This window comes from Streptomyces sp. NPDC050738 (assembly GCF_040654175.1).
GTDB lineage: Bacteria > Actinomycetota > Actinomycetes > Streptomycetales > Streptomycetaceae > Streptomyces.
In genome coordinates, this window is sequence record NZ_JBFAHN010000021.1 from 57,672 (window position 1) to 81,789 (window position 24,118).

The following is a 24,118-nucleotide window of genomic DNA, read 5'->3' on the forward strand; positions in this document are numbered from 1 at the left end:
AGCGGTTGCTATCGGACCGCAAGGGGGTCCGGGAAGTTACTGTCTTTTACTATGGCCGGTACGGGTTGAGCGGGCAGTAATCGCTCACACCCGACGCGCGCGCTTGGCCGGAGGGGCCACCGAATCGCGTACGACGATGTGCGTGCCGAGCCGCACCGCGCCCGTGCTCTGCTCGCGCCAGTCGTCGTCGTCCCCGCCCGAAACGGCCAGCCGCACGGCCTGGCGCCCCATCTCCTCCAGCGGAATGTGCACGGTCGTCAGCCGGGGCCGCAGCTCCTGGGCGACCGGGATGTCGTCGTACCCGACCAGGGACATGTCCTGCGGCACCCGCAGTCCGGCCTCCTCCAGGGCCTGGGACGCGCCGGCCGCGACGATGTCGTTGGCCGCGAAGACGGCCGTGAACTCGGGCCCGTCCTTGAGGAGTTCGGTCATGCGCCGCCAGCCGAAGGCGCGGCTGAAGGTGCCGAGCTGCTCCAGGGCGGGGTCGTGCGCGATACCGCGCAGCTCCAGTGCGCGCCGGTGCCCGGCGAGCCGGTCCCGGGTGGTGGAGAGTCCGGGCGGGCCGCCGAGGAACAGGATCCGCTCGTGGCCCTGGGTCAGCAGGTGGTCGGTGAGGGCGAAGGCGCCGCCCTCGTTGTCGTACTCGACGGACGCGCTCAGCGACTCCTCGCCGAGCGGGGGCCGGCCGCACAGCACCAGCTTCGATCCACCGGCCTCCAACTCCCGGGCCCGCCTGGCGAGTTCGGCCGTGTACGTACGGTCGGCGACGCTGCCGCCGACCACGATCACCGCATCCGCCCGCCGCTCGTGCATCAGCTCGATGAAGGCCAGCTCGCGCTGCGGGTCGCCCTGGGTGCAGCAGACCAGGCAGAGCCGGTTGCCCAGCGCCGCCTCCCGCTCCACGCCGCGCGCGATGTAGGCGTAGAAGGGGTCGATGACCTCGTTGACGATGATCCCGACGGTGCGGCCCGAGACCCCGGCCAGAGCGCGGGCGTGCGCGTTGACCACGTAACCCAGCTCGCGCATCGCCTCCTCGACCCGCTCACGGGTCGCGGTGGCGACCGGATAGTTGCGGTTGAGCACGCGCGAGACGGTGGCCGTCGAGACCTCCGCGAGCCGTGCCACGTCCGTGACGGTCGCACGGCGCTGGCCGTCCGTGGCCGAGCTCTGGCGGCGCATCCGGCCCACCCCCTGGTTCTGGCTGTGTGGTGACGCCGAGTTTATGGCCTGTGCGCTGGTGTCGTTCATGCGATGTGGTCCAGGTCGGCGAGGTGGACGGGGTGGTGGAAGGGCAGCCCGCGGGCGTACCGGCTCAGCTCGTCCACGGCGAGCGCGCCGAGCCGCCCGACCTCATTGCCCTGGGCCCCGGCCATATGGGGGGTGATGAAGACATTGGGCAGCTCCCACAGTGGATGCCCGTGCGGTAGCGGCTCCGGATCCGTCACATCGAGTACGGCGTCGATCCGGCCGCTGACCAGGTGTTCCGTCAGCGCCTCCGTGTCCACGAGCCGCCCCCGCGCGGTGTTGACCAGCAGAGTGCCGGGGCGCATCAGACCGATCGTCCGCGCGTCGAGGAGGTGCCGGGTCGCCGCGGTCTCGGGTGCGTGCACGCTCACCACGTCGCTGGTGGCGACCAGGGTGTCGAGATCGACGAGCTCCACGCCGAGCAGTTCGGCCTCGGAGGCGCTCACATACGGGTCGTGGAGCAGTACCTCGGCGTCGATCACCCGCAGCAGATCGATGACCCGGCGTCCGATCCGCGAGGCGCCGATCACGCCGACGGTCAGCCCGTGGGTGCCCAGCCAGTGCTGGCGGTCGAGGTCGGCCGCGGTGCGGTGGGTGCGCCGGGTGCGGAAGAGCTGGGACAGCGGGAAGGCCCGCTTGGCACCCATGATGATCGCCGCGAGCGTGAACTCGGCGACGGGCACGGCGTTGGCCTCCGCCGCCGAGGAGACGGCCACACCGCGTTCGTACGCCTCGGTGGCCAGGAAGGTCTTGACGGTGCCGGCCGCGTGGATGACCGCGCGCAGCCGGGGCGCCCGGTGCAGCAGCTCCGCGTCGATGGGCGGGCAGCCCCAGCCGGTGAGGAGCACTTCGGCCCGGGCGAGTGCCTCGGCCGCCTCGGGGGAGTGGAACTCGCTGATGACATAAGGCGGTTGGAGATCGGCCGATTCCTCGAGCCGTACCCGTACCGGCGGCGGAAAGACGTCGTCGAGCAGAGCCGGTGTCATGGCCAGTACGGTGCGCGGCCGCCGCGGGGGCGACTCTGCGGATTCCGTACCGGTCGCGACCGGCGCCTCGTCGGTGGTGCGCACCCTGCCTCCGGACAGTAAACGCGTTCTATGGATGGCCCGCACGCTAGGGAGCCCAATGGGCGGACGTCAAGCGATGCTGCCTCTCATCTGCCCGCTTTTAGAGGCTATTTGATGATCTGGCGGACAGAACACGGCCATAGAAACATCGCGTAACGCAGACGTTCCCTCCGATCTCTTGACGCTGGGGTTAACCGCTTACTACGTTGCGGCGGCAGAAGGACCACCATGCGCCACCCAGCCGAACAGGACAGCACCATGGCTGAAACAGCACCACCGCTGCCGCTCGAAAAGCGGCGCAAGCAGACCAAAGCGCCCGATCCGCCCGTCGTCGTCCAGCGCAAGCTGAGCCTCTGGCAGCGGATCAAGCGCGACAAAGTCATGCTGCTGCTCGTCCTGCCGGGCTTCCTGTACTTCGTGGTCTTCCACTACGTACCGCTGATCGGCTACATGGTGGCCTTCCAGGACTACCAGCCCTATCTCGGCTACATGCACAGCACCTGGACCGGCTTCGCCAACTTCACCGCCGCCTTCGCCGACCCGGACTTCTGGTCGGCGACCGGCAACACCCTGAAGATCGCGCTCGTCCAGCTGGTGATGTTCTTCCCCGTACCGATCGCCCTCGCGCTGCTGCTCAACAGCATCGTCAGCGACAAGCTGCGCCGCTTCGTACAGAGTGTGGTGTACCTGCCGCACTTCATCGGCTGGGTCATCATCGTCTCGATCTTCCAGCAGATCCTCGGCGGCGCAGGCGTGGTGCCCGATCTCCTGGACTCCATCGGTCTTCCCCGCTACGACATGATGACCGACCCCAACGCCTTCCCCTGGCTGCTGGCACTCCAGGTCATGTGGAAGGACGCCGGCTGGGGCACCATCATCGTGCTCGCCGCACTGATCTCCATCGACCGTGGCCTGTACGAGGCCGCGGCCATGGACGGCGCGGGACCCTGGCGCCGCCTGTGGCACGTCACACTGCCCGGTCTCGCCCCGGTCCTGGTGCTGCTGCTGATCCTCAACCTCGGCAACATCCTCACCGTCGGCTTCGAACAGATCCTGCTCCAGCGCGACGCCGTCGGCGCCGGGTCCGGCGAAGTCCTGGACACCTACGTCTACTTCCACGGCATCAGGGACAACCAGTGGGGCACCGCGGCCGCGGTCGGCATGGTCAAGGCCGTGATCGGCACCGCCCTCGTCATCGGCGCCAACAAGTTCGCCCACCGGCTCGGACATGAAGGGGTGTACCGAGGTGCCGACCGCTGAGAAGACACCGCACGCACAAGACCGAGCAGCACAGGAGGAGTTGAAGGTCATGGCCGCCACGGTGCAGCCCGGCGCGGGACAGGAGATACGTCCCTCCGGGGCCAGGCCCCCGTGGATGGAGAAGCCGACCAGGCTCGGCCTCACCCTCAAGGGGTTCGTCCTCGTCCTGGTCGTCGCACTGGTGGCGTATCCGCTGCTCGGTGTGATCGGCACGAGCTTCGCCTCGCAGACCGACATCATCAAGTCGCCGGGCCTGGTCCTGTGGCCTGACCACCCGAACCTGGACGCCTACCGCACCGCCTTCACCGGCGGCCGCGTCACCCGCGCCCTGTTCGTGAGCCTCGGCGTCACCATCCTCGGTACGGGACTGAGCCTGCTCGCCACCATCGGCATGGCCTTCGGTCTCTCCCGCCGCGGTGTCATGGGCGGCCGCTTCTTCCTGATGACCGCCCTGATCACGATGCTCTTCAACGCGGGTGTGATCCCCAACTTCCTTCTGGTGAAGGAGCTCGGCCTCTACAACACCTTCGCCGCCCTGGTCCTGCCCACCATGGTCAGCGCCTTCAACCTGGTCGTCATGCGGGCGTTCTTCATGAACCTGCCCGAGGAGCTGTACGACGCCGCGAAGGTGGACGGCGCCGGCGACTTCCGCACCCTGATCCAGGTCGTCCTGCCGCTGTCCAAGGCGGTCGTCGCCGTGGTCGGCCTCTTCTACGCGGTCGCCTACTGGAACGCGTACTTCAACGCGCTGCTCTACCTCGGCGACAACGACAAGTGGCCGCTGCCCATGGTCCTGCGGACGTTCATCCTCCAGGGACAGTCCCTCGACGGTGGCGGGGCGGCCGAAGCCGTCGCCCCGCAACAGGCCGTGCAGATGGCCGTCCTGGTGATCGCCGTCGTGCCGATCCTGCTCGTCTATCCCTTCCTCCAGCGCTACTTCACCAAGGGCGTGCTCACCGGAGCCGTCAAGGGCTGACCGCCCCGCACCACACCCTGCCGCCCCCTCACCTCCCGTCCTGTCTGTTGCTGAGGAGATCCTCGATGTCCAGTTCCACCCCGATCAACCGCCGCACGCTCTTCCGCTGGGGCGCGGGCGTCGGCCTCGGCGTGGCAGCCGCCCCGCTGCTGGCCGCCTGTGGCGACGGCGGCACCGCGGCGAAGGCCGAGGCCAAGAGCGCCAAGCTGCTGCCGACGACGACCGTGCGCAACATCGGCATCGCCGCCGACCTGCCGGGCACAGCCGCCGGCGTCCCCAACGCCTTCCTCAAGTACCCGGCCGAGCTGGTCCGCGCCACCAAGGGCACCCCCCTCAAGGGCGCCAAGAAGATCAAGGCCGTCGCGGAGACCTTCGCGTCGCTGCCGCCCGAGCGCAACAAGAACGCCGCATGGCAGGCGATCGAGAAGATGCTCGGGGCCGAGGTGGAGATCACGGCGGTGCCCGCCGACGACTACCCGGCGAAGTTCTCGACCATGGTCGCGGGCGACCAGCTTCCGGACCTCTTCATGTACCCGGAGACCGGTGGCGTCGACAACAAGGCGTCTTTCCTGGCGGCCAAGTGCGCGGACCTCACGCCGTTCCTCTCCGGCGACAAGGTCAAGGACTACCCGAACCTGGCCGCCATCCCCGCGTACGCCTGGCAGCCCGCGATCTTCGGCGGCAAGCTCTACGGCATCCCGATCACCCGCAGCGGCAGCGGCGGTGCGGGCTTCTACCGCGCCGACCTGTTCAAGCAGGCCGGCGTCACCAGCCTCGACCAGATCGACTCCATCGACCGCCTCGTCGAGCTGGCCAAGTCCCTCACCGACGTCAAGAAGAAGCAGTACTTCTTCAGCGGCGGCTCGGTGAACCTGCTGGCCATGTCGTCCGGCGCCCAGCACCTCTGGAAGATGGACCACACGACAGGGAAGTGGACGTACCAGCTCGAGGACGACAAGTACCGGTCCGCCATCGAGACCGCAGCCAAGCTCTACAAGGCGGGCTGCTTCTACCCGGGCACGGTCCAGATGTCCGGGGCGCAGAAGGCCGAGTACACCAACCTCTTCAAGAACGGCAAGGCCGCCTACGTCTACGACGGCATGCCCTCCTACCTGGGGGCCGGCTCCGGCTACGTCGACACCATGGCCGGGATCGACAAGTCCTTCGACGTACGCCCGATCACCCCTGTCGGCAAGGACGCGGTCGCCTGGACCGACAACACCTCCCTGCAGAACTGCTTCATCACCAAGGCGAGCGATGAGCGGGTGAAGGAGATCCTGCGGCTCGCGGACTTCACCGCATCGCCCTTCGGTTCGGCCGAGTACACGCTCATCACCTACGGCGTCGAGGGCACCGACTACCAGCGCGACGCGAACGGCACCCCCGTCCTCACCAAGCAGGGAGCCCAGGACGTCACCGTTCCCTGGGGAAAGATCGCCTCCGCGATGCCCGCGTTCTTCAGCGCCACGAACCCCGGCGCGGCCAAGTACGTCCACGAGGCGTACACGAAGATCATCCCGATGATGATCGAGGACCCGACCCAGGAGTACTCCTCACCCACCTGGGACTCCAGGGGCTACGGCAGCCTCTACACCATCCACCTCGACGGCATGAAGGACCTGGTCACCGGCCGAAAGCCGATGTCGTCCTACGACGCGCTGGTCAAGAAGTGGCGCAACGCGGGCGGCGACGCCTGCCGCGCCGAGTTCGAGCAGGCATCTCAGAAGGGGAAGAAGTGACACCGACGCACGGCACCTCCAGGAGAACGCTTCTCAAGCGGACGGGCGGCGCGGCGATCGCCGCGGCCGTGGCGGTCCCGGCCCTCTCCACGCCTGCCCAGGCCCACGGCATCGACCCCCGCCCCGGCACCCCCGGCGTCGGCGACCCGCTCTACCCGACCCTAGGCAACGGCGGCTACCAGGTCACCCACTACGACCTGACCTTCGACTTCACCCCGGTGACGTACGACTTCACCGGTGCGGTCAAGCTCTCCGCCCGCGCCACCCAGGACCTCTCCGCCTTCAACCTGGACACCGACAGCCTCCTCATCGACGCCGTCACCGTCAACGGCCGCCCGGCCCCATTCGCCCTCTCCCTCGGCCAGTCGGGCCAGGAACTCACCGTCACCCCGGCCCGCCCCCTCCACGAGGGCGCCCCCTTCACCGTCGAAGTCGCCTACCACGGCAACGGCAGGACCAAGCCCATCAGCGCCCCCGGCTGGCGCTTCGGCGCCGACGGCGGCTTCGCCAGCGCCGCCCAGTCCTCCCGCGCCGACACCTTCCTCCCGTGCAACGACACCCCCTCCGACAAAGCGACGTGGACCTTCCACATCAGCGCACCCGAGGGCTACGTCGCCGCCGCCAACGGCGAGCTCCTGTACAAGACGCCCCGCCCCGACGGCTCCACCGTCTGGCACTTCGCACTCCGCGAGCGCATGGCCTCCGAGCTCCTGGGCATCGCGGTCGTCAAGGGCACCTATCTGTACGGCACCAGCCACACCGGCCTCCCGCTGCGCCACATCGTCCCGCAGGGCGAGGAGGAGAAGTACGCACCGATCGTCGCCCGCACCGCCGACCATCTGGCATGGCTGGAGGCGAAGTTCGGGCGCTACCCCTTCTCCACGTACGGCATCCACATCTACGGCGGCTACACCGACGCGCTCGAGAACCAGACCCTCACCCTCATGGGCACCAACTGGTTCAAGCTCAACGCCGCCGGCAACCCGACGTACGAGAACACCATGGTCCACGAGCTCACCCACCAGTGGTTCGGCGACTCCGTCACCCCGAACGACTGGCAGCAGGCCTGGCTCAACGAAGGTCCCGCCACCTACTACGCCGCCCTCTACAGCCAGGAACGCGGCTGGTCCGTCGTCGAGGACAAGATGAAGGCGACGTACGAGAAGCTCGACGCGGTCCGGGCCGCCGACGGCCCTCCCGGACTGCCCAAGTCGCTCGGCGGCACCAACATCTACGACGGCGGAGCACTCGTCCTCTACGCCCTCAACATCCAGGCCGGACAGCGGGCGTTCGACCGGATCATGCGCGAGTGGGTCAAGCGCCACAAGGACTCGACGTACACCAGCGAACTCTTCATCCGGCACGCCGTCGACGTCACCGGCGACCGAAGCCTCGACCCCTTCCTGCGCGACTGGCTCTTCGGCGCCGTGAACCCGCCGATGCCCGGTCACCCCGACTGGAAGGCCACCGTGTGAACCGCCGTCTCGCCACCGCGCTCACCGCTGCCGCCGCCCTCCTGGCGACGGTGCCGGTGGCCGCCCACGCCGCCAACTCCCCGGTCCTGCACGCCTCTCCGTACGGCACGGGCACCAGCTGCACCCACAGCCGGCCCTGCTCCCTGGACGCCGCCCGCGACAAGGCGCGCACCCTCCAGGGCGGCGGCGTACGCATCGAGCTCGCAGGCGGCACGTACGCCCGCACCGAAGCCCTGCACCTCACCACCGCCGACTCCGGCACCACCTGGACGGCGGCACCCGGCGCCCACCCGGTCCTTTCCGGCGGCGCCGCGCTCACCGGCTGGACCGAAGCGGCCGACGGCACCTGGAGTGCCCAAGCCCCCGAAGGCGTCACCCCGCGTCAGCTCTTCGTCGACGGACAGCGCGCCACCCCGGCCCGCGGCGAGGCCTGCGCCGCCGCGGTCTGCGACGCGACCAAGAGCGGGATGACCGGAGCCACGGCCACCGGCATCGCCGACTGGAAGCGCCCCACCGACGCCGAAGCCGTCATCAAGGTCCGCTGGCGCAACTACCACTGCCGTATCGCAGCGGTCACCGGCGACCTCATGACATTCGCCCAGCCCTGCTGGACCAACTCCTCGGGCGGCACCGACCGCACAGGCCCGGCCTGGGACACCACGACCGTCGACTCCACGCGCTACTCGGGCGTCGCCTTCTTCGAGAACGCACCCGAACTCCTCGACCAGCCAGGGGAGTTCGCCTACGACTCGGCCGCGCGCACGGTCACCTACCTCCCGCGCAAGGGCGAGAACATGCGCCGCGCGGACGCCGTCACGCCCTCCACCGAACAGCTCCTCACCATCGACGGCGCCCACGACGTCAGCGTCCGCTCCATCGGCTTCGCCTACTCCGCCTACCGCCAGCCGGGCACCGACGAGGGCTACGCCGGCATGCAGTCCGGTCTCACCCTCACCGGCACCACCGGGCCCGTCGACCACGCGGGCCGCTACTACACCAAGCCTTCCGCAGCGCTCACCGTGCGCGGCGGTCGCCACGTCGCCGTCGACCGGGCGACGTTCACCCACCTCGGTGGGGCGGGGGTGATCCTCGAAGCCGGCACCCAGGAGTCGGGGGTCACCCGCTCGTCGTTCACCGATCTCTCCTCGGGCGCCGCCTACATCGGCGACACGGAGCCGAACCCCGCACCCGAACTCGCGGGCGTGGACAACACGTTCGCGTACAACACGATCCTGCGCACGGGCGTCGAGTACACCGACGCGGTCGGCATCTGGGCGGGCTACGAAGCCGGTCTCACCCTCGACCACAACAGCCTCGACCAGCTTCCGTACGCCGGGATCTCCGTCGGCTGGGGCTGGAACCAGCCCGAGGCCCAGAAGTCCGTCCTGCGCGACAACAAGATCACCGACAACCGCATCACCCACGTCATGCAGGTCAAGGACGCCCAGCACGACGGCGGCGCGATCTACACCCAGGGCTCCCAGCCCGGCACGGTGATCTCAGGCAACTACATCAACCGCAGCGCGTACGAGAACACCGAGCGCGACGGCAACGGCATCTACCTCGACGAGCAGTCCTCGCACATCCTCGTGGCGAACAACGTGATCACGCGCACCGGCGGCAAGTGGGTCTCCAACTGGGCCGACTACGGCATCCAGAACACCGCCCGCGCCAACTGGGCCGAGACCGTCGTCCCGCCCATGTCCGGCACAGGATCCCAGCTGATCGACAACCACGAGGGCCTGGACCGCCTCCCCGCCGAGGCACTCCAGGTCGCCGCGGCGGCCGGCCCCCACGGCGGGCCCGTCGAGCAATTGCGCCGCGATCTCGCCCGTACGGGAACAGCCACCCAGTCCTCCACGGACGGCGCCAACACCGCGGACCTCGCCCTCGACGGGAACATCACCAACACCGCCACCAAGACGCTCTCGGAGCCGGGCGCCTGGTGGCAGGTCGACCTCGGCAGCGTCCGGCACATCGGCCAGACCGAGATCTGGAACGCGTCGGGGATGCCCACCGCGGACTTCGACGTGCAGTTCGCGGACACGGCCGACTACGCGGACGCCACGACCGTGCACATCACCGGCAAGGCCCAGGGGCCGAGCCTGGTGAACACCGGCACCCATGCCCGGTTCGTACGGATCAAGCTCACCGGGACAGGTCGCGTGGCTCTGGCCCAGGTGAACGTCCACCCGTAGAGTCCACAAGATCAGCGCCACCCGCCACACCCGAAGCACCCGTAACACCCGTACGAACTAAGGAAGATCCATGACCGACCTCCGTATCGGCGTCCTCGGTTACGGCCTGCGCGGCAGCCTCGCGCGCACCGCCCACCGACCCGGGGCGGGCTCGCGTATCAGCGCTCTCGCGGACCTGGACCCGGCAGCCCGTACGGAGGCGGCCCTGGCCTTCCCCGGCGCACTGATATCCACCGACCACCGCAAGGTCGTCGAAGCCCCGGACATCGACGCGATCCTCGTCCTCACCCCCGACCACACCCACGCCGAACTCGCCTGCGAGGCCCTGCGCGCGGGCAAACCGGTCTTCGTCGAGAAGCCCCTCGACATCACGGTCGAGCGCTGCGACGAGATCCTGCGCACCGCCTACGAGACCGGCACCCGCCTCTACATCGGCCACAACATGCGCCACATGCCGGTGGTCCGCCTGATGCGCGACCTCATCGCCAAGGGCACGATCGGCGAGGTCAAGACCGTCTGGGTGCGGCACTTCGTCGCGTACGGCGGCGACTGGTACTTCAAGGACTGGCACGCCGAGCGCCGCCACACCACCGGTCTGCTCCTCCAGAAGGGCGCGCATGACATCGATGTCCTGCACTGGCTGGCCGGCGGCTACGCCCGTGACGTGCAGGCCATGGGCGACCTGATGGTCTACGGCGACAACCCGCACCGCCGTGAGAGCGGCGAGCCCAAGTCCGCCGACTGGTACACCAAGGACGGCCACTGGCCGCCGCACACCCAGCGCGACCTCAATCCGGTCATCGACATCGAGGACGTCTCGCTCCTCAACATGCGCCTGGACAACGGGGTGTTGGCCTCCTACCAGCAGTGCCACTTCACCCCCGACTACTGGCGCAACTACACGGTCATCGGCGACGCGGGCCGCCTGGAGAACTTCGGCGACGGCCCCGGAAGTCACGTCAAGGTCTGGAACACCCACCGCTCGGTCCATCGCGAGGCCGACGAGATCCACCCCGTGCCCGAGGCGCAGGACAACGCGGGCCACGGCGGCGCGGACCCGCTCCTCATGGACGAGTTCGTACGCTTCGCCCGCGAGGGCGGCCCGACCGACACGTCGCCGGTCGCGGCCCGGATGGCCGTGGCAGCAGGCGTACGGGCGACCGAGTCGCTCCGCGACGGCGGGACCCCCCGCCAAGTGGAGCCGCTCGACCCCGAGTTGATCGCCTACTTCGAGCGAGGACAGGTGCGCGCCTCATGACCCGCCCCACCCTGGCGGAGCTGCAGAGCCGGCTGGCCGCCACGCCGGCCGTGCTCCCCTTCACCGCCGAGTCGCTGCGCAAGGCGGCGCAGGAACCGCACCTCGCGCCCCTGGCCGAGGAGATACGGCAGGCGGCGGCGGAAGCCGTCGCCGAAGGGCCGCTCCCGCAGCCGCCCTACGCGCTGTTCCGCCTCCACGAGGAGTCGGGCGACCGCCTCGCCTATGAGCACGCCTACTTCGCGGTCCGCCGCAGGCTCCACTGCCTGGCCCTCGCCGCCCTCACCGGCGACGACCCGGCCGTGGACGCCGCACTCGCCGACCAACTCTGGTCGGTGTGCTCCGAGTTCACCTGGGCGCTGCCCGCGCACCTCTCGCACGCCACCGCCCTCGGCAGGCCGGCGAACGAATGCGTGGACCTCTTCGCCGCCGAGACCGCACACGCCCTGGCCGAGATCGACGCCGTACTGGGAGACCGGATCCCGGCTCCCGTGCGCACGCGCATCCGCACCGAGGTCCGCGGCCGGGTCCTCGACCCCCTCTTCGGGGACCCGCGTCCCTGGGCATGGGAGTCCTACCGCTCCAACTGGGCAGCGGTCTGCGCGGGCGCGGCCGGCATGGCCGCTCTCCTGCTGGAGGACGACCCGGCGCGCCTGGCCGCGGCCACGGACCGCTGCCTGCGCGCGATGGACGTCTTCCTCAGCAGCCTGGGCTCCGACGGCGGGTGCGCCGAGGGCCTGGACTACTGGGTCTATGGATTCGGCTACTTCACCTACTTCGCCGAAGCGCTGAACGCCCGCACCGGCCACGACCTCCTCGCCACGGAGCCTCTCGCGGCGGCAGCCGCCGCATTCCCGGCCGCGGTGTCGATCGGCCGCGACCACTGGGTCCCCTTCTCGGACGCCGACGAGCACGCGGCCCTGCCCACCGGTCTCCTCTCCCGCCTCTTCGCACGCTTCCCCGCCGACCTTCCGCCGCTGTCCGCCGTTCCCGCGCTGGACGCCGAACACTGCTACCGCTGGGGCCACCTCTCCCGCACGCTGGCCTGGACCGACCCGGCAGTCCTGGGCGCGCACCCGCCGCTGGGCGCCGACTGGCTCCCGGCCCTGGCCTGGCTCACCGACCGCCGCAGCCTCGGCGGACTCCCCGTCGCCTTCGCCGCGAAGGGAGGCCACAACGACGAACCGCACAACCACAACGACCTCGGCCACTTCGTCCTGGCCGCAGGCGGTGAACAGCTCCTCGCCGACCTCGGAGCGGGGGAGTACCGCGAGGGCTACTTCGGCCCCGAGCGCTACACCGCCTACCTCAACCCCTCCGCCGAAGGCCACTCCCTCCCGATCCTCGACGGCCGGCCGCAGCGCGCGGGCCGGGACGCGGAGGCGTCGGTCCTCTCCGTACGTACGGGCGAGACCGGCGCGCGTCTCGCCCTCGACCTCTCGTCGGCCTACGAGGGCGGCGCGGGTCTGCGCCGCACCTTCGACTGGAGCGCCGACGGGACGCTGACCCTCACCGACACGTTCGAGGGCGTGACGAGCGCCGAGGAGCTCTTCATCAGCCGCATCGCCCCCGAGCTCGGCGAGGGCACTGTGCGGTGGCAGGGATCGGCGGCCGCCGCCGTACTGCACTACGACGCCGGCCGCTGGCAGGCCCGTACCGAAGAGATCTCTTCGACCGGTCACCGCGGATCCCTGGGGCCGGTCCACCGGCTGCGGCTGTCGGGTTCGGCAGCCGGGCCCGCGGTCTTCACGATCACCGTGCGGGCGAACCCGGAGGGCTAGCGGGTCACCACATCCAGGGCGGCGCCGGCGGGCAGACATTGGCGCAGGTGTATCCGCCGGGCATCAGCAGGCCGGCGTCGTCCTCGTAGTTGTCGCCCCCGGCGAAGTACACCTCGGGGACCCAGCCCCAGGCGCCGTTGTCGGCCTGGGTCGAGCCCCACCAGTTGTTCTCGGCCGATCCGTCCTTGAAGGTCGCGCCCTTGTTCTCGAAGACGAACCAGTTCGCGCCGCCGCCCTGGACCAGCTCGCCGACAACCCTGCTGCCGGGGCTCCGGCTCTCGTACACGGGGACGTGCCCGCGCGTGAGATTGCAGGTCAGGACGGTGGACGGCCACTGCCGCCCGTCCTTCGGATTGACCAGGACTTTGTCCCGCGGGCTGTGGCAGGGCACGTTGTCCGTCGCGCCGGCCTGCGGTGCGGCCACCGCGACGGCGGCGACCGCCATGACGGCGGCCGCGACCACGGTCCGCCCGAGCATCCTCTTCACGGTCTTGTCGTTCCTCTCCGGTCGGGTCCCGATCCCTATGGATCAAGATCGACGCTGAGAGTCCCCCGGCCATCCCCGGCCGAACCCGGAAGTCACCCGGCCGGCGGCGGAGCGGGAAAGGGGTTCGTGAGCACGGCCTGAAGTGCGGTATCGTTCTCATGCGCGTTCGGCCAGGGGGAAACCCCAGGTCACACGGGCACCGGGACGTGGCGCAGCTTGGTAGCGCACTTGACTGGGGGTCAAGGGGTCGCAGGTTCAAATCCTGTCGTCCCGACCAGCGTTTTACGCAGGTCGGAGGCCGTATTGGAGCAATCCAATACGGCCTTTTCGTCATTTATCCGAGCTGCTCGGCCTTGGCATTGCGCTTCCAGTCCGACCACAGAGCCGTGTCCGTGCAGTAGCCACAGTCCGGTCCGAAGAACATGCCGCGTGCGTTCGCGTCGCCCATCAGCCAGTAGCGCAGCCAGGCGGTGACGGGAGCGCGGAACGCACCGCCGTCGGCGATGGAGCTCAGGTGTCCTGCGCCACGTACCTCGCCGTAGACGGCCGGGACGTGGTCGGAGTCGTTGTAGAAGGCCTTGACCAGGAACGGCAGGACGATCAGGTCCCGCTGTCCGGCGAGGTAGAAGACGGGCTCGTCCATGGTGTCGGCGTCGGCGAGGGGGCCGGGCTGAATGGGCACGGCGGTGTCCACCCGAGGATCGATGGCGGCGTTGATCGCCGCGGCGCCGCCCTGGGAGTGCCCGGCGGACGCGATGTGATCGAGGTCGACCTTCTGGTAATAGGCGCTGCCGCTGTCGGCATTGCGCTTCTCCAGCACGTCGATTCCGGCGCGCATGGTGATCGCGAAGTTGGACGTGGGGGTGTTGGCGGCGGCGACGATGAACCCGTGACTGGCGAGGTGGCGGAGCAGGCCGCTGTAGACGCCGGGCACGGCGCCCGTGCCGTTGCCCCAGATGACGACGGGATGCCGTTCACCGGACCGGCCCATGTCCGTGGGGTGGTAGAAGGTGTGGACCGCTTCGATGTCGACGCTCACCGCGTACGGGCCGGGCTCCCCGAAGTCCGTACCGACCGAGGGGATGGCGGAGGCCGCGTCCTGCGCGGCCGCGTGCGCCGGTGCGGGGGCCGCAGGCGCGGCGGGGGAGGCAAGGACGGTCAGGCCGGTGAGGAGCCCGGTGACCGTGAGGGCGCGGATCGACCGGAGGGTTCTGCTGGGCATCAAGTCTCCTTGTGGGGCAGGCATGTTGCGGCTCGTCATGAACGTGACTGCGCGCCCATGGTGGAGTCCCCGCCCCGCCGTGTCTGCTGGCAGCCGCCCTGGCTTGGCCCCGTGTGCCTGGGCATTCGCACACCGGGACCGGGGCGCCCTTCCGCGCCGGGGGCCCTTAGCGGGGAAGCCGGGCCGCGCGCAGGGCCAGTGCCCAGCCGAGGCGGGCCTCGCCCGAATCCATGGACCAGCCGGTGAGCTCGGAGATCCGGGTCATCCGGTTCAGGATCGTGTTGCGGTGGCAGTACAGCTGCTCGGCGGTACGTGAGGCCGAGCCTCCGGTGTCCAGCCAGATCCGCAGGGTCTCCAGCAGGACGGGGCTGTCGGACCCGCAGTCGTGGATGCGGTTCAGATAGCGGGCGAACAGCCGGTCGGTGATCTCCGGGTCGCCGGTGAGGACCGCCTCCACCAGGCGGTCGTCGAGTTCTGCCACCTCCTTGCTGCCGGGCCACAGCGTGCGCAGCGAGCGCTCGGCCAGCCGCAGCGCGGTGTCCGCGTGCGCCAGCTCCTGAAAGGGCGGCGAGATCCCGGCGGTCCCGACGACTTCGCCGCGCAGCACCGCGGTGAGTTCCGCCGGTTCGGCCGGACCCAGGCGCACGATCCCTGCGTAGCGCTCGCCCCGGGGCCGCCAGAAGGACCACAGGCCGACCGCCTGCAGGGCGGACTCGGGGGCGGGGGGCGCCGAGGGATCCTGGGCGATGACGACGACCGCGAAGCGGTCCCGTACGGGAACACCCAGCGCCGTGGCGGCGGCCGCGGAAATGGCGGGGTCGCTGCCGCGTCCCTCCAGGAGAGCCTCGAAGAGGGCGCCGCGCCGGGAGTTCTGACGGTGATTCAGCTCCAGCTGAGCGAGGCAGTACGCGTCCGACATGACCGTCGAGAAGCGGTCGATGGTCTCCCACAGCGCCCCGGCCACCTCGAGCCCCAGGTCCTGCTCGGCGGCCGGACGGCCGCGCAACGGCTCGGTCATGGCCTGCCACAGCACGCGGCCGCCACGGCGGTACGCCATCAGCACGGTGTCCAGCGGCATTCCCTGCCGCGCCCGCCGCCGGCCGGTCTCGGTGGCGGCCGTGGTGAAGTCACCGACGCTGACCGGCAGTCCGCCGAATTCCTCCAGCGCGAGGACCAGATTGTCGCGGCAGATCGCGCGCAGATCGGACAGGGCGACGGGACGCCCCGAGGCATAGACGGGACTGTGTACGCAGATGTCAGACACGACGCGGCCGGTGAGTGTGTCGACGTCGCTCAGCAGTGTCCGCGCCAAGTGGCGGCGCAGCTCCAGTTCACCTTCGGTCATGCCGCGCAGAGTAGGCGTCTGCACCGGATACGGGTAGACACGGGAGGCTGCTGCCCAGGTCGCGACGGCCGATACTGGGCGGCTGCACATGGCTCTCGGCCGGGCGGCGGCGGATGCTGGGTCGGCATTCCGTAACCGTTGACCGCGCAGGGGAGCCGCCATGCAGCTGAGCGTCGCCACCATCTTGCAGGATTCCGCAGCCCGCCATCCCGATCGGACCGCGATCGTCGAGGACGGGGTGCGGATCAGCTACCGCACGCTGTGGCACGAGGTGCTCGGCTTCGCGGCCGAGCTGCAGGATCGGGGGATCGGTCCCGGGGACCGGGTCGCGGTGCTGCTGCCCAACACGGCCGACTTCCCGCGTGCGTACTACGCCGTGGCCGCGGTCGGCGCCACGGTCGTACCGGTGCACGCCCTGCTGGTCGCCGACGAGATCGCCTACGTACTGCGGCACAGCTCCTGCCGCGCGCTGGTGAGCGGCGGTCCCTTGTACCCGGTGGCCGAATCCGCCGCGGCCGCCGTCGGCATCGAGGTGATCGGCGTGAGCACCGGACGCGAGCCGCTGGCACGGCCCGCACCGCGCGGCGCGGACGACACCGCCGTGATCCTCTATACGAGCGGCACCACCGGACGGCCGAAAGGCGCCCTGCTCACCCATCTCAATCTGGTCATGAACTCCGCCGTGTGCGCCCAGGATCTGCTCGGTCTCACGCCCGACGACGTCGTCCTGGGCTGCCTGCCCCTCTTCCACAGCTTCGGCCAGTCCTGCGCGATGAACTCCGCCTTGCGCGCCGGAGCCACCCTGGTGCTGGCTCCGCGCTTCACCGGACCCGGCGTCTTGGAGCTGCTGATCGCCGAAGGGGTCACCGTCTTCATGGGCGTGCCGACCATGTACCACGCACTGGTCGAGGCAGCCGTCCACGACCCCCGGCGGCCTGCCGCGCTGCGGATCGCGGTCTCGGGTGGTGCGGCCCTGCCCGGCGCGCTCCTGGAGCGGTTCGAGACCACCTTCGACACGGTGATCCTGGAGGGGTACGGGCTCACCGAGACCTCCCCCGCCGCGACCTTCAACCATCGCGACCGCCGCCGTCCGGGAACGGTCGGACACCCCGTCTGGGGTGTGGAGGCCGGCATCGCCGACGCCGACACGGACCGTCGGATCGTGCTGGTCGAGGACGGTGAGGTCGGGGAGGTGGTGCTGCGCGGGCACAACATCTTCGCCGGTTATCTCGACGACCCCGAGGCCACGGCCGCCGCTCTCGTCGACGGCTGGTTCCGCACCGGTGACCTGGGCACGCGCGACGCGGACGGGTTCCTCACCATCGTCGACCGCAAGAAGGACCTCATCATCCGCGGCGGCTTCAACGTCTACCCGCGCGAAGTGGAAGAGGTGCTGGCCCGGCACCCCGCCATCGCCCAGGTCTCGGTGATCGGCCTGCCCGACGAGGCGAGGGGAGAGGAGATCTGCGCCGCGGTCGTCCTGCGGCCGGGCGTCGCACCGACCCCGGAGGAGATCGTCGCGTGGTCGCGCGAGCGGCTCGGCAGGCACAAGTACCCGCGTGTCGTGCGGATGTTGACCGAGCTGCCGCTCGGCCCCAGCGGCAAGATCCTCAAGCGTGAACTCCAGGAGGTGTGCGCATGACGCTCGTACGCACCGGACAGGGCATGCTCCGCGGGACCACCGAGAACGGTGCCGAGGTCTTCCGGGGCATCCCCTACGCGGCCGCCCCGGTGGGCCCCCTGCGGTTCCGCCCGCCGGCACCCGTCACCCCCTGGGACGACGTGCGCGATGCCGGAGCCTTCGGCCCCACCGCGCCCAAGAATCCGTATACCGCCCCTCTGGACGAACTGCTCGCCGAGCCTGAGATCCCGGGCGACGCCTGCCTCAACCTCAACGTCTGGACACCGGCCCCCGGCGAGGGGCGGCTGCCCGTCATGGTGTGGATCCACGGCGGATCCCTGCGCAACGGCTCCTCCGCCGTGCCCACATACGACGGCAGTGCCTTCGCCCGCGACGGCGTCGTCCTCGTCTCGATCAACTACCGCCTCGGCATCGAAGGGTTCGGGCACTTCCCCGACGCCCCGGCCAACCTGGGCCTGCGCGACCAACTGGCCGCGCTGCGCTGGGTGCAGGACAACATCCAGGCCTTCGGCGGCGACCCGGCGCAGGTCACCGTTTTCGGCGAGTCCGCAGGCGCCATCAGCATTGCCGCACTGCTGACCAGCCCGCATGCCGAAGGCCTCTTCCACCGGGCCGTACTCCAAAGCGGCTTTCCCGCGGCCGTCGAACCGGCCACCGCCCGCTCCACCACCACGGCCATCGCCCGCCATCTCGGTGTCGCCCCCACGGCCGAAGCCCTCGCCCAGGTGGACCGTGCCGCCCTGCTCGATGCGCAGACGGCAGCCACCCGCCGGGGGAATCCGATCACCGGCGGGGCCGGCTTCCACATCGTCGTCGACGGCGACGTGGTGCCCCGCGACCCGGCCACCGCCCTGGCGCAGGGCGCCGCTGACGGGATCGACCTGCTGCTGGGCAGCAACACCGACGAATACCGGCTGTGGTTCGTCCCCGGCGGCCTGGTGGACCGTATCGGCCGCCTCACGCTGCGGGCCGCCGTACTGAAACAACGGGCCCCGTGGAGGGCGCCCCGTGTCTACGGCGCGGAGCGCCCGGGCAGCTCACCCGGCGAGATCCTGGGAGCCATCGCCACCGACAAGCTGCTGCGCATCCCGCTCAACGACCTCGCCGATGCGCGCACCGGACGCCCCGGCCGCACCTTCTTCTACGAGTTCGCCTGGCCCTCCCCGGTGCAGGCGCTGGGCGCCTGCCACGCCCTGGAGATCGGATTCGTCTTCGACACCCTCGACGCACCCGCGACCCGTGCTCTCACCGGCGGTGCCGCACCCGGCGACCTGGCCACGGCCATGCACGCGGCCTGGGTCTCCTTCGCCGCCAAGGGCGACCCCGGTTGGGACCAATGGAGCGCCGAGCGACCGGTGATGACCTTTGCCGCGCACAGCGTCGGGGTGGTCCGGGCCCCGCGGGAGCGGGAGCGCCGCCTCTGGCGGCAGCGGGGATGACCGTGCTGTTCGTCACGCACGACATCGACGAGGCGGTCTATCTGGGGGAGCGGGTGCTGGTGCTCAGTGCCTCGCCGACTGTCGTGCGGGAGGAGGTCGTCGTCGAACTCCCGGTGGAAAGCGACCAGTTGACGACACGCGCGGACGCGCTCTTCGTCACCTTGCACAGTCGGATCTACGAAGTCGTCCGGGAGGTGCAGAAGGGGGCGGAGAAGCGGTGACGGCGCGCCCCCGGCAGCCGGGGCGTCAGCGAGCGGCAGCGAACGCATCGACTCCGGTCAGTTCCGCCGACAGGGCCCACAGCCGCGCGGCCTGCACAGGGTCCGTCGCATGTGCGTGTACGCCGCCCTCCCCGCCCTCGACGGCCGGCCCCGCGATGTCACCGTCCTCGCAGTACACGCCGCCCATGCCCGCCAGCCGGGGGGACGTCGCCGCCCACACCGCGGTTGCCGCGCCCTGCTCGGGCGTCTTGAACGTGGGATCGGCCGGGCGGCCGCTCTCGTCGATCCAGCCGGCCTCGATCATGTCCTCCTTCGGGAGGTGGCGCTGCAGCGGGGTGAGGATGCTCCCGGGGTGCACCGAGAACGCCCGTACGCCGTCCTTGCTCGCCAGTGCGTCCAGGTGTACGGCGAAGAGCACGTTCGCCGCCTTCGCCTGCCCGTACGCCTGCCACTTGTCATAGCCGTGCGCGAAGTGGATGTCGTCCCAGTGCATGCCCATCCCATGGGCGCCCGACGAGACGGCCACGACACGCCCGCCGCCCGCGGCGATCGCCGGCCAGAGGCGGTTCACCAGAGCGAAGTGGCCGAGGTGGTTGGTCGCGAACTGGGCCTCCCAGCCCGGGCCGACCCGGGTCTCCGGGCACGCCATGACCCCGGCGTTGTTGATCATGATGTCGATGGTGCGGCCGGATGCCAGGAACCGGTCGGCGAAGGCGCGGACGCTGTCGAGATCGGCGAGATCGAGATCATCGGTCCCGACACCGTCGATGCCGTCGAGCGCCTCCTTCGCCGCTGCCTGCCGCCGGGCAGGGACGAGCACCTGCGCTCCGGCGCGTGCCAGAGCCCTGGTCGTCGCCAGGCCGAGGCCCGAACCTCCGCCGGTGACCACGGCGGTCTTCCCCGAAAGGTCGATCCCGGACAGGACGTCGTCCACGGTGCTCCGGTAGCCGAAACCCGATCCGATCGTGTGCTGAGGTGTCGTCATGAGCGGGACGCTAGTTCTTCGTCCGCACTCGAAGTCAAGGGTGTGCGGGGCGGAAAGCCGGGTCGCAATACCTCGTCAACTGTCCCATATAGGATGGGTGCTTCGTCCTTTTGTTCTCAGCTGGAACCAGGAGATCTTCTGTGTCCGTAGCCTTCGCTCCATCCGAAACAGCAGTCCCGTCCGCCGAGGGCCAGGACCTGGTGGCACGGGACGCCCGGGAGTTCGGTGCCTACGCGCGGACCGGCGGCTGGGCCTTCGCCCTGAAGGTGGCGCGCAGCGTACGGCCCGGCGGGCAGCCGGCCGGTGAGTCGCTGAAGGTCTCCGCGAAGGAGTTCAGCGAACTTGCCGGCTGCTCGGCCGAGCGGGTTCTGCGCTACTACAAGGCCTGGGACCTGGCCGCCGACGACGGCCTGGTGCCCCAGTTCGAGGCACTGGTGCCGGGGGCGGACATCGAACTCCCCGACGCCGACGCATGGCTCGCGTACTACTCCTCGCGCTCCAGCGCCACGTCCGTACGCGGAACCGCGATCACCGCGGCGGCAGAGGCCGAGGGGATCAGGCCGACCAAGGCCCTCGAAGTCGCCGAGAACCCCACCGCGCTGCGGGCCGCGATCCTCGCCGATCCCTCCACCGCCCAGGCCGCAAGGTCCGCGCTCCTCGACCGGATCAAGGAGGACCCGGCCCTGCAGAGCGACCTCGCCCGCGACATCGCGCGCACGGACGAGCTGAAGAAGGCCGTGGCGAGCGAGACCAGGGCGGCCGACCGGATCGGTTACGTACGCCAGATCGTCGACAACGGACAGATCAAGACGCCGGCCGGGCAGACCGTCGATGCCCCGGCCGAGCTGCGCGCCGAAGCCGTGCGGCACCTCTCGCTCATCGACGAGCTGGAAGAGGGCGAGGACGCGGGCGAGTGGGCGAGCGAGGCGTACGACACGGTCAAGGGCCTCGTCGCCCAGGCCGTGGAGGCCGACCCCGAACTGCGCGTGCAGGAGCGCCGGACCAAGTTCTACAGCAGTCTGCAGAAGGCGACGAAGGTCTTCGAGGAGCTGACCCTGGACGACGCCGACGACTACTACGAGGACGACATGGTCCAGCGCCTCGAAGACCTCCAGAAGGCCCTCGACACCTGCATCGCGGCACTGCGCAAGGCGGCCGCCGCGCACTGATCCTGCAGGGCGCCCCTACGCGACGACCGGGGAGGCGATGGCGAAGTCCTCCGGGTTCACGCCACCCTCCTTGGTGTCGTCGTTGGCGAAGACGAACGACTCGATGGGGATGTCCCGTTCGGTGCTCAGGGCCGCCACCAGCTCCTGCAGTACGACGGTCTCCAGTACGACACGCGGGCCCGTCGCGACGTCCGGCAGACACACCACGCCGAGAGAGCCGGTGGATGCGACCTGCTGGGACGTGACCAGCAGGGTGCAGTGGCCCGCCGCGGCGAGCGAGCGGGCCAGCTCGATCTCCCGGCCGTCGCCGAACACGATGTGCAGGGTGTTGCCCGCCGACTCCATCTCGCCGTGCAGGTAGTTGCGGGTGACGGAGGCGGCGGCCGGCATCCGGACGACCTCCCGCAGCAGCAGGGCGCCTTCCTCCGCGGAGGCCCGCGAGGCTCCGGCCGCGACCACGTCCGCGGCGATGCACCGCGCGGCGCGCGCCTGCAGACCGCCGATCACCTGTGCCGCCTGCTCACGTACCGCGGTGAGCTGTGCGGCCATGCCGTGCCAGGGGTCGTACGAGGCGGCGCGGCCCGCGATCGCGCCCGCGATCAGGTCGAGGGCGACGATCGTGCCGGTGAATCCGATGGTGGAGGCGTACGAGTCGGGTTCGTTGCCGAGATCCACGGTCATGTCGGCGAGCGTGCCGAGCGGGGAGTCGAGCACGTTGAGGACGGCGACGTTCGGCACGTCGCCCGCCTCCTTGAACGCGGCGATGGTCTCCGAACTGCGGCCGCCCTGCGAGATGCCGATCAGCAGGTCGGTGTCGAAGCCGTACGTGCCCTCTTCTATCTCGCTGGACAGCACGCGCTGACTGACCACACCGTGGGCGCGCAGCACGTCGACGGGCACCGCCAGCGCGGCGTAGGACGCGCCGATTCCCGCGAACAGGGGGCGCTTGGCCGTACGCAGCCGGTCGTGGCCGGCACCGGTGAGCTGGCGGCGTACGTGGGCGATGACGCGCTCCAGCGCCTGCGGCTGGTCGGCCTGTCCCTCGATGAAGGTGATACGGGATCCGGACATCGTGGTGGTTCCTTTCGTGCGCTCCCACGGCACAGGGGGAGCGGGCGAGCGAGAAGTGTGCGGTTGCGCGGCCCGGACCGGTCAGGTCTTGGAGACGGTGGTGTCGTCCGGTGCGGTCGAGGGCGCCGGGATCTCAACGGGTGTCCCGGTGGCGGGAGTTCCCTCGTCCTCTTCCACCGGTTCCCGGCCCGGAGTCGGCAGATTGAACTTGACGATCGCGAACCGGAAGATCGTGTAGTAGAGGGCGGCGAAGGCCAGGCCGATGGGTATGAGCAGCCAGGGCTTGGTGGCGATGCCGTAGTTGACGACGTAGTCGATCGCGCCGGACGAGAAGCCGAAGCCGTCGCGGATGCCGAGGGCGTAACAGACGGCCATCGAGACACCGAAGAGCAGTGAGTGGATCGCGTACAGCACCGGCGCGACGAACATGAAGCTGAACTCGATGGGTTCGGTGACGCCCGTGACGAAGGCGGTCAGCGCGACCGAGATCATCATGCCCTTGACCATCTTGCGGTTCTCGGGGCGGGCGGTGTGCGCGATGGCCATGGCCGCGGCGGGGAGGGCGAACATGTAGATCGGGAAGCCGCCGGTCATGAACTGTCCGGCGCTCGGGTCGCCCGCGAGGAAGCGTGCGATGTCGCCGTGGACCTCGGCGCCGGTGGCCGGGTTGACGTACGTGCCGGCCTCGAACCAGGGGAAGAACGAGAAGAAGTGGTGCATCCCGATGGGGATCAGCGCCCGGACGACCACACCGAAGATGCCCGCGCCCCAGGCACCGGTGCCGATCAGCCACTCACCGAAGTGGAAGAACCAGCTGCCCACGTGCGGCCAGATCAGACCGAAGAGGGTGCCCATGCCGACGCCCGCGAAGGCGCTGAGGATGGGGACGAGGCGGCGGCCGCCGAAGAAGCCCAGCCACTCGGGGAGTTTGGTGCGGCTGAAGCGCTGGTAGAGGAGGGCGGCGACCAGACCCATCACGATGCCGCCGAGCACCTTGGCATCGAGCGGTTCGCCGTCCACGCCCTTGGGGAAGGCGGGGCTGGCCAGGACGGCCTTGAAGACGAGATAGCCGACCGCGGCCGCGAGCGCCGTGGAGCCGTCGGCCTTCTTCGCGAAGCCGATGGCCACACCGATGGCGAACAGCAGCGGCAGATTGTCGAAGACGGTCTGGCCGCCGGCGGCCAGGATGATGCCGAACTTCCGGATGATCTCCGGGAACGACTCGCGGCCCAGCAGATCCGATCCGCCGAGGCGGACCAAAAGTGCTGCGGCGGGCAGGGTCGCGACCGGCAGCATCAGGCTGCGGCCGATGCGTTGCATGACAGCCATCACTCCGCTGCCGCCACGCTTCTTTGCGGTGGCCGTACTCATCCGTCTTCCTCCATCACGCAGGGGGACCGGTGGCGTCACAGGGACGGGGCCGCCGGGGGAGCGGGCCTCGCGGAAGGTGTCCGGCGGGCCGCTGCATCAGTAAAGGTACGTAGTGGTAAGCGTGTGGTCAATAGTGGTCTTCTGTGGTCTGACCTTTGCGGGTCGAATTG

19 protein-coding genes and 1 tRNA gene are annotated in these 24,118 nt (G+C 70.0%); 12 read left to right on the top strand and 8 right to left on the bottom strand.

The genetic code is table 11. The features are described from left to right. Positions 1-84 precede the first annotated feature (84 nt). Positions 85-1,179, bottom strand: coding sequence for a LacI family DNA-binding transcriptional regulator (locus AB0H78_RS35095; protein ID WP_363238924.1), 1,095 nt, complete (start codon positions 1,177-1,179; stop codon positions 85-87). A 65-nt stretch (positions 1,180-1,244) separates the two neighbouring features. After that, the gene (locus AB0H78_RS35100; RefSeq protein WP_363238925.1) at positions 1,245-2,231 is read right to left on the bottom strand and encodes a hydroxyacid dehydrogenase; all 987 of its coding nucleotides are present in this window, start codon (positions 2,229-2,231) and stop codon (positions 1,245-1,247) included. Between the two features lie 339 nt (positions 2,232-2,570). Here AB0H78_RS35100 and AB0H78_RS35105 point away from each other — a divergent pair, with 339 nt between their 5' ends. From AB0H78_RS35105 to AB0H78_RS35135, 7 genes are all read left to right on the top strand, one after another. Then, positions 2,571-3,572 (top strand): ABC transporter permease subunit, encoded by a 1,002-nt coding sequence (locus tag AB0H78_RS35105; RefSeq protein ID WP_363238858.1) that lies wholly within the window; start codon positions 2,571-2,573, stop codon positions 3,570-3,572. A gap of 115 nt (positions 3,573-3,687) precedes the next feature. Then, positions 3,688-4,548 (top strand): carbohydrate ABC transporter permease, encoded by an 861-nt coding sequence (locus tag AB0H78_RS35110; protein WP_363238926.1) that lies wholly within the window; start codon positions 3,688-3,690, stop codon positions 4,546-4,548. Between the two features lie 65 nt (positions 4,549-4,613). Then, the gene (locus tag AB0H78_RS35115) at positions 4,614-6,287 is read left to right on the top strand and encodes an extracellular solute-binding protein (RefSeq protein WP_363238859.1); all 1,674 of its coding nucleotides are present in this window, start codon (positions 4,614-4,616) and stop codon (positions 6,285-6,287) included. Beyond that, the gene (locus AB0H78_RS35120) at positions 6,284-7,762 is read left to right on the top strand and encodes a M1 family metallopeptidase (RefSeq protein WP_363238860.1); all 1,479 of its coding nucleotides are present in this window, start codon (positions 6,284-6,286) and stop codon (positions 7,760-7,762) included. The genes AB0H78_RS35115 and AB0H78_RS35120 overlap by 4 nt, the downstream gene beginning before the upstream one ends. Continuing rightward, positions 7,759-9,960, top strand: coding sequence for a right-handed parallel beta-helix repeat-containing protein (locus tag AB0H78_RS35125; RefSeq protein ID WP_363238861.1), 2,202 nt, complete (start codon positions 7,759-7,761; stop codon positions 9,958-9,960). The genes AB0H78_RS35120 and AB0H78_RS35125 overlap by 4 nt, the downstream gene beginning before the upstream one ends. A gap of 70 nt (positions 9,961-10,030) precedes the next feature. Beyond that, positions 10,031-11,218, top strand: a complete 1,188-nt coding sequence (locus AB0H78_RS35130) for a Gfo/Idh/MocA family oxidoreductase (protein WP_363238862.1) — start codon at positions 10,031-10,033, stop codon at positions 11,216-11,218. After that, a complete protein-coding gene (locus AB0H78_RS35135) occupies positions 11,215-12,996 on the top strand; it encodes a heparinase II/III family protein (RefSeq protein WP_363238863.1) in 1,782 nt (593 codons plus the stop codon). The genes AB0H78_RS35130 and AB0H78_RS35135 overlap by 4 nt, the downstream gene beginning before the upstream one ends. Positions 12,997-13,000: 4 nt before the next feature. On the opposite strand, the gene AB0H78_RS35140 is transcribed toward AB0H78_RS35135, so the two are convergent. Continuing rightward, complete coding sequence (locus AB0H78_RS35140; RefSeq protein WP_363238864.1) at positions 13,001-13,483, bottom strand: hypothetical protein; 483 nt, start codon at positions 13,481-13,483, stop codon at positions 13,001-13,003. 200 nt (positions 13,484-13,683) lie between these two features. Here AB0H78_RS35140 and AB0H78_RS35145 point away from each other — a divergent pair. Then, positions 13,684-13,760 (top strand) — tRNA-Pro (locus AB0H78_RS35145). A gap of 57 nt (positions 13,761-13,817) precedes the next feature. Here the strand turns inward: AB0H78_RS35145 and AB0H78_RS35150 are convergent. Further along, positions 13,818-14,705 carry an acetylxylan esterase gene (locus tag AB0H78_RS35150; protein WP_363238865.1) on the bottom strand — a complete coding sequence of 296 codons (888 nt, stop codon included), beginning with the start codon at positions 14,703-14,705 and terminating at the stop codon, positions 13,818-13,820. A 166-nt stretch (positions 14,706-14,871) separates the two neighbouring features. Then, entirely contained in the window at positions 14,872-16,050 is a 1,179-nt protein-coding gene (locus AB0H78_RS35155; protein ID WP_363238867.1) for a helix-turn-helix domain-containing protein, read from the bottom strand. A gap of 160 nt (positions 16,051-16,210) precedes the next feature. Here AB0H78_RS35155 and AB0H78_RS35160 point away from each other — a divergent pair, with 160 nt between their 5' ends. From AB0H78_RS35160 to AB0H78_RS35170, 3 genes are read left to right on the top strand one after another with little or no spacing between them, the layout of a single operon-like run. Then, positions 16,211-17,692 (top strand): long-chain fatty acid--CoA ligase, encoded by a 1,482-nt coding sequence (locus AB0H78_RS35160; protein ID WP_363238869.1) that lies wholly within the window; start codon positions 16,211-16,213, stop codon positions 17,690-17,692. Next, positions 17,689-19,131 (top strand): carboxylesterase family protein, encoded by a 1,443-nt coding sequence (locus AB0H78_RS35165; protein ID WP_363238871.1) that lies wholly within the window; start codon positions 17,689-17,691, stop codon positions 19,129-19,131. The genes AB0H78_RS35160 and AB0H78_RS35165 overlap by 4 nt, the downstream gene beginning before the upstream one ends. Then, positions 19,128-19,352, top strand: a complete 225-nt coding sequence (locus AB0H78_RS35170; protein WP_363238872.1) for a hypothetical protein — start codon at positions 19,128-19,130, stop codon at positions 19,350-19,352. Before AB0H78_RS35165 ends, AB0H78_RS35170 begins: the two co-directional genes overlap by 4 nt. Before the next feature lie 25 nt (positions 19,353-19,377). On the opposite strand, the gene AB0H78_RS35175 is transcribed toward AB0H78_RS35170, so the two are convergent. Further along, positions 19,378-20,337 carry an SDR family NAD(P)-dependent oxidoreductase gene (locus tag AB0H78_RS35175; protein ID WP_363238873.1) on the bottom strand — a complete coding sequence of 320 codons (960 nt, stop codon included), beginning with the start codon at positions 20,335-20,337 and terminating at the stop codon, positions 19,378-19,380. Between the two features lie 140 nt (positions 20,338-20,477). Here AB0H78_RS35175 and AB0H78_RS35180 point away from each other — a divergent pair, with 140 nt between their 5' ends. Then, positions 20,478-21,506: a hypothetical protein gene (locus AB0H78_RS35180; RefSeq protein ID WP_363238874.1), complete on the top strand. Its 1,029-nt coding sequence runs from the start codon at positions 20,478-20,480 to the stop codon at positions 21,504-21,506. A gap of 15 nt (positions 21,507-21,521) precedes the next feature. Here the strand turns inward: AB0H78_RS35180 and AB0H78_RS35185 are convergent, their stop codons facing one another. Together AB0H78_RS35185 and AB0H78_RS35190 are read right to left on the bottom strand one after the other, a co-directional pair. Then, positions 21,522-22,577: an SIS domain-containing protein gene (locus AB0H78_RS35185; RefSeq protein ID WP_363238875.1), complete on the bottom strand. Its 1,056-nt coding sequence runs from the start codon at positions 22,575-22,577 to the stop codon at positions 21,522-21,524. Between the two features lie 81 nt (positions 22,578-22,658). Then, positions 22,659-23,948: a PTS transporter subunit EIIC gene (locus AB0H78_RS35190; RefSeq protein WP_363238876.1), complete on the bottom strand. Its 1,290-nt coding sequence runs from the start codon at positions 23,946-23,948 to the stop codon at positions 22,659-22,661. Positions 23,949-24,118: the final 170 nt, after the last annotated feature.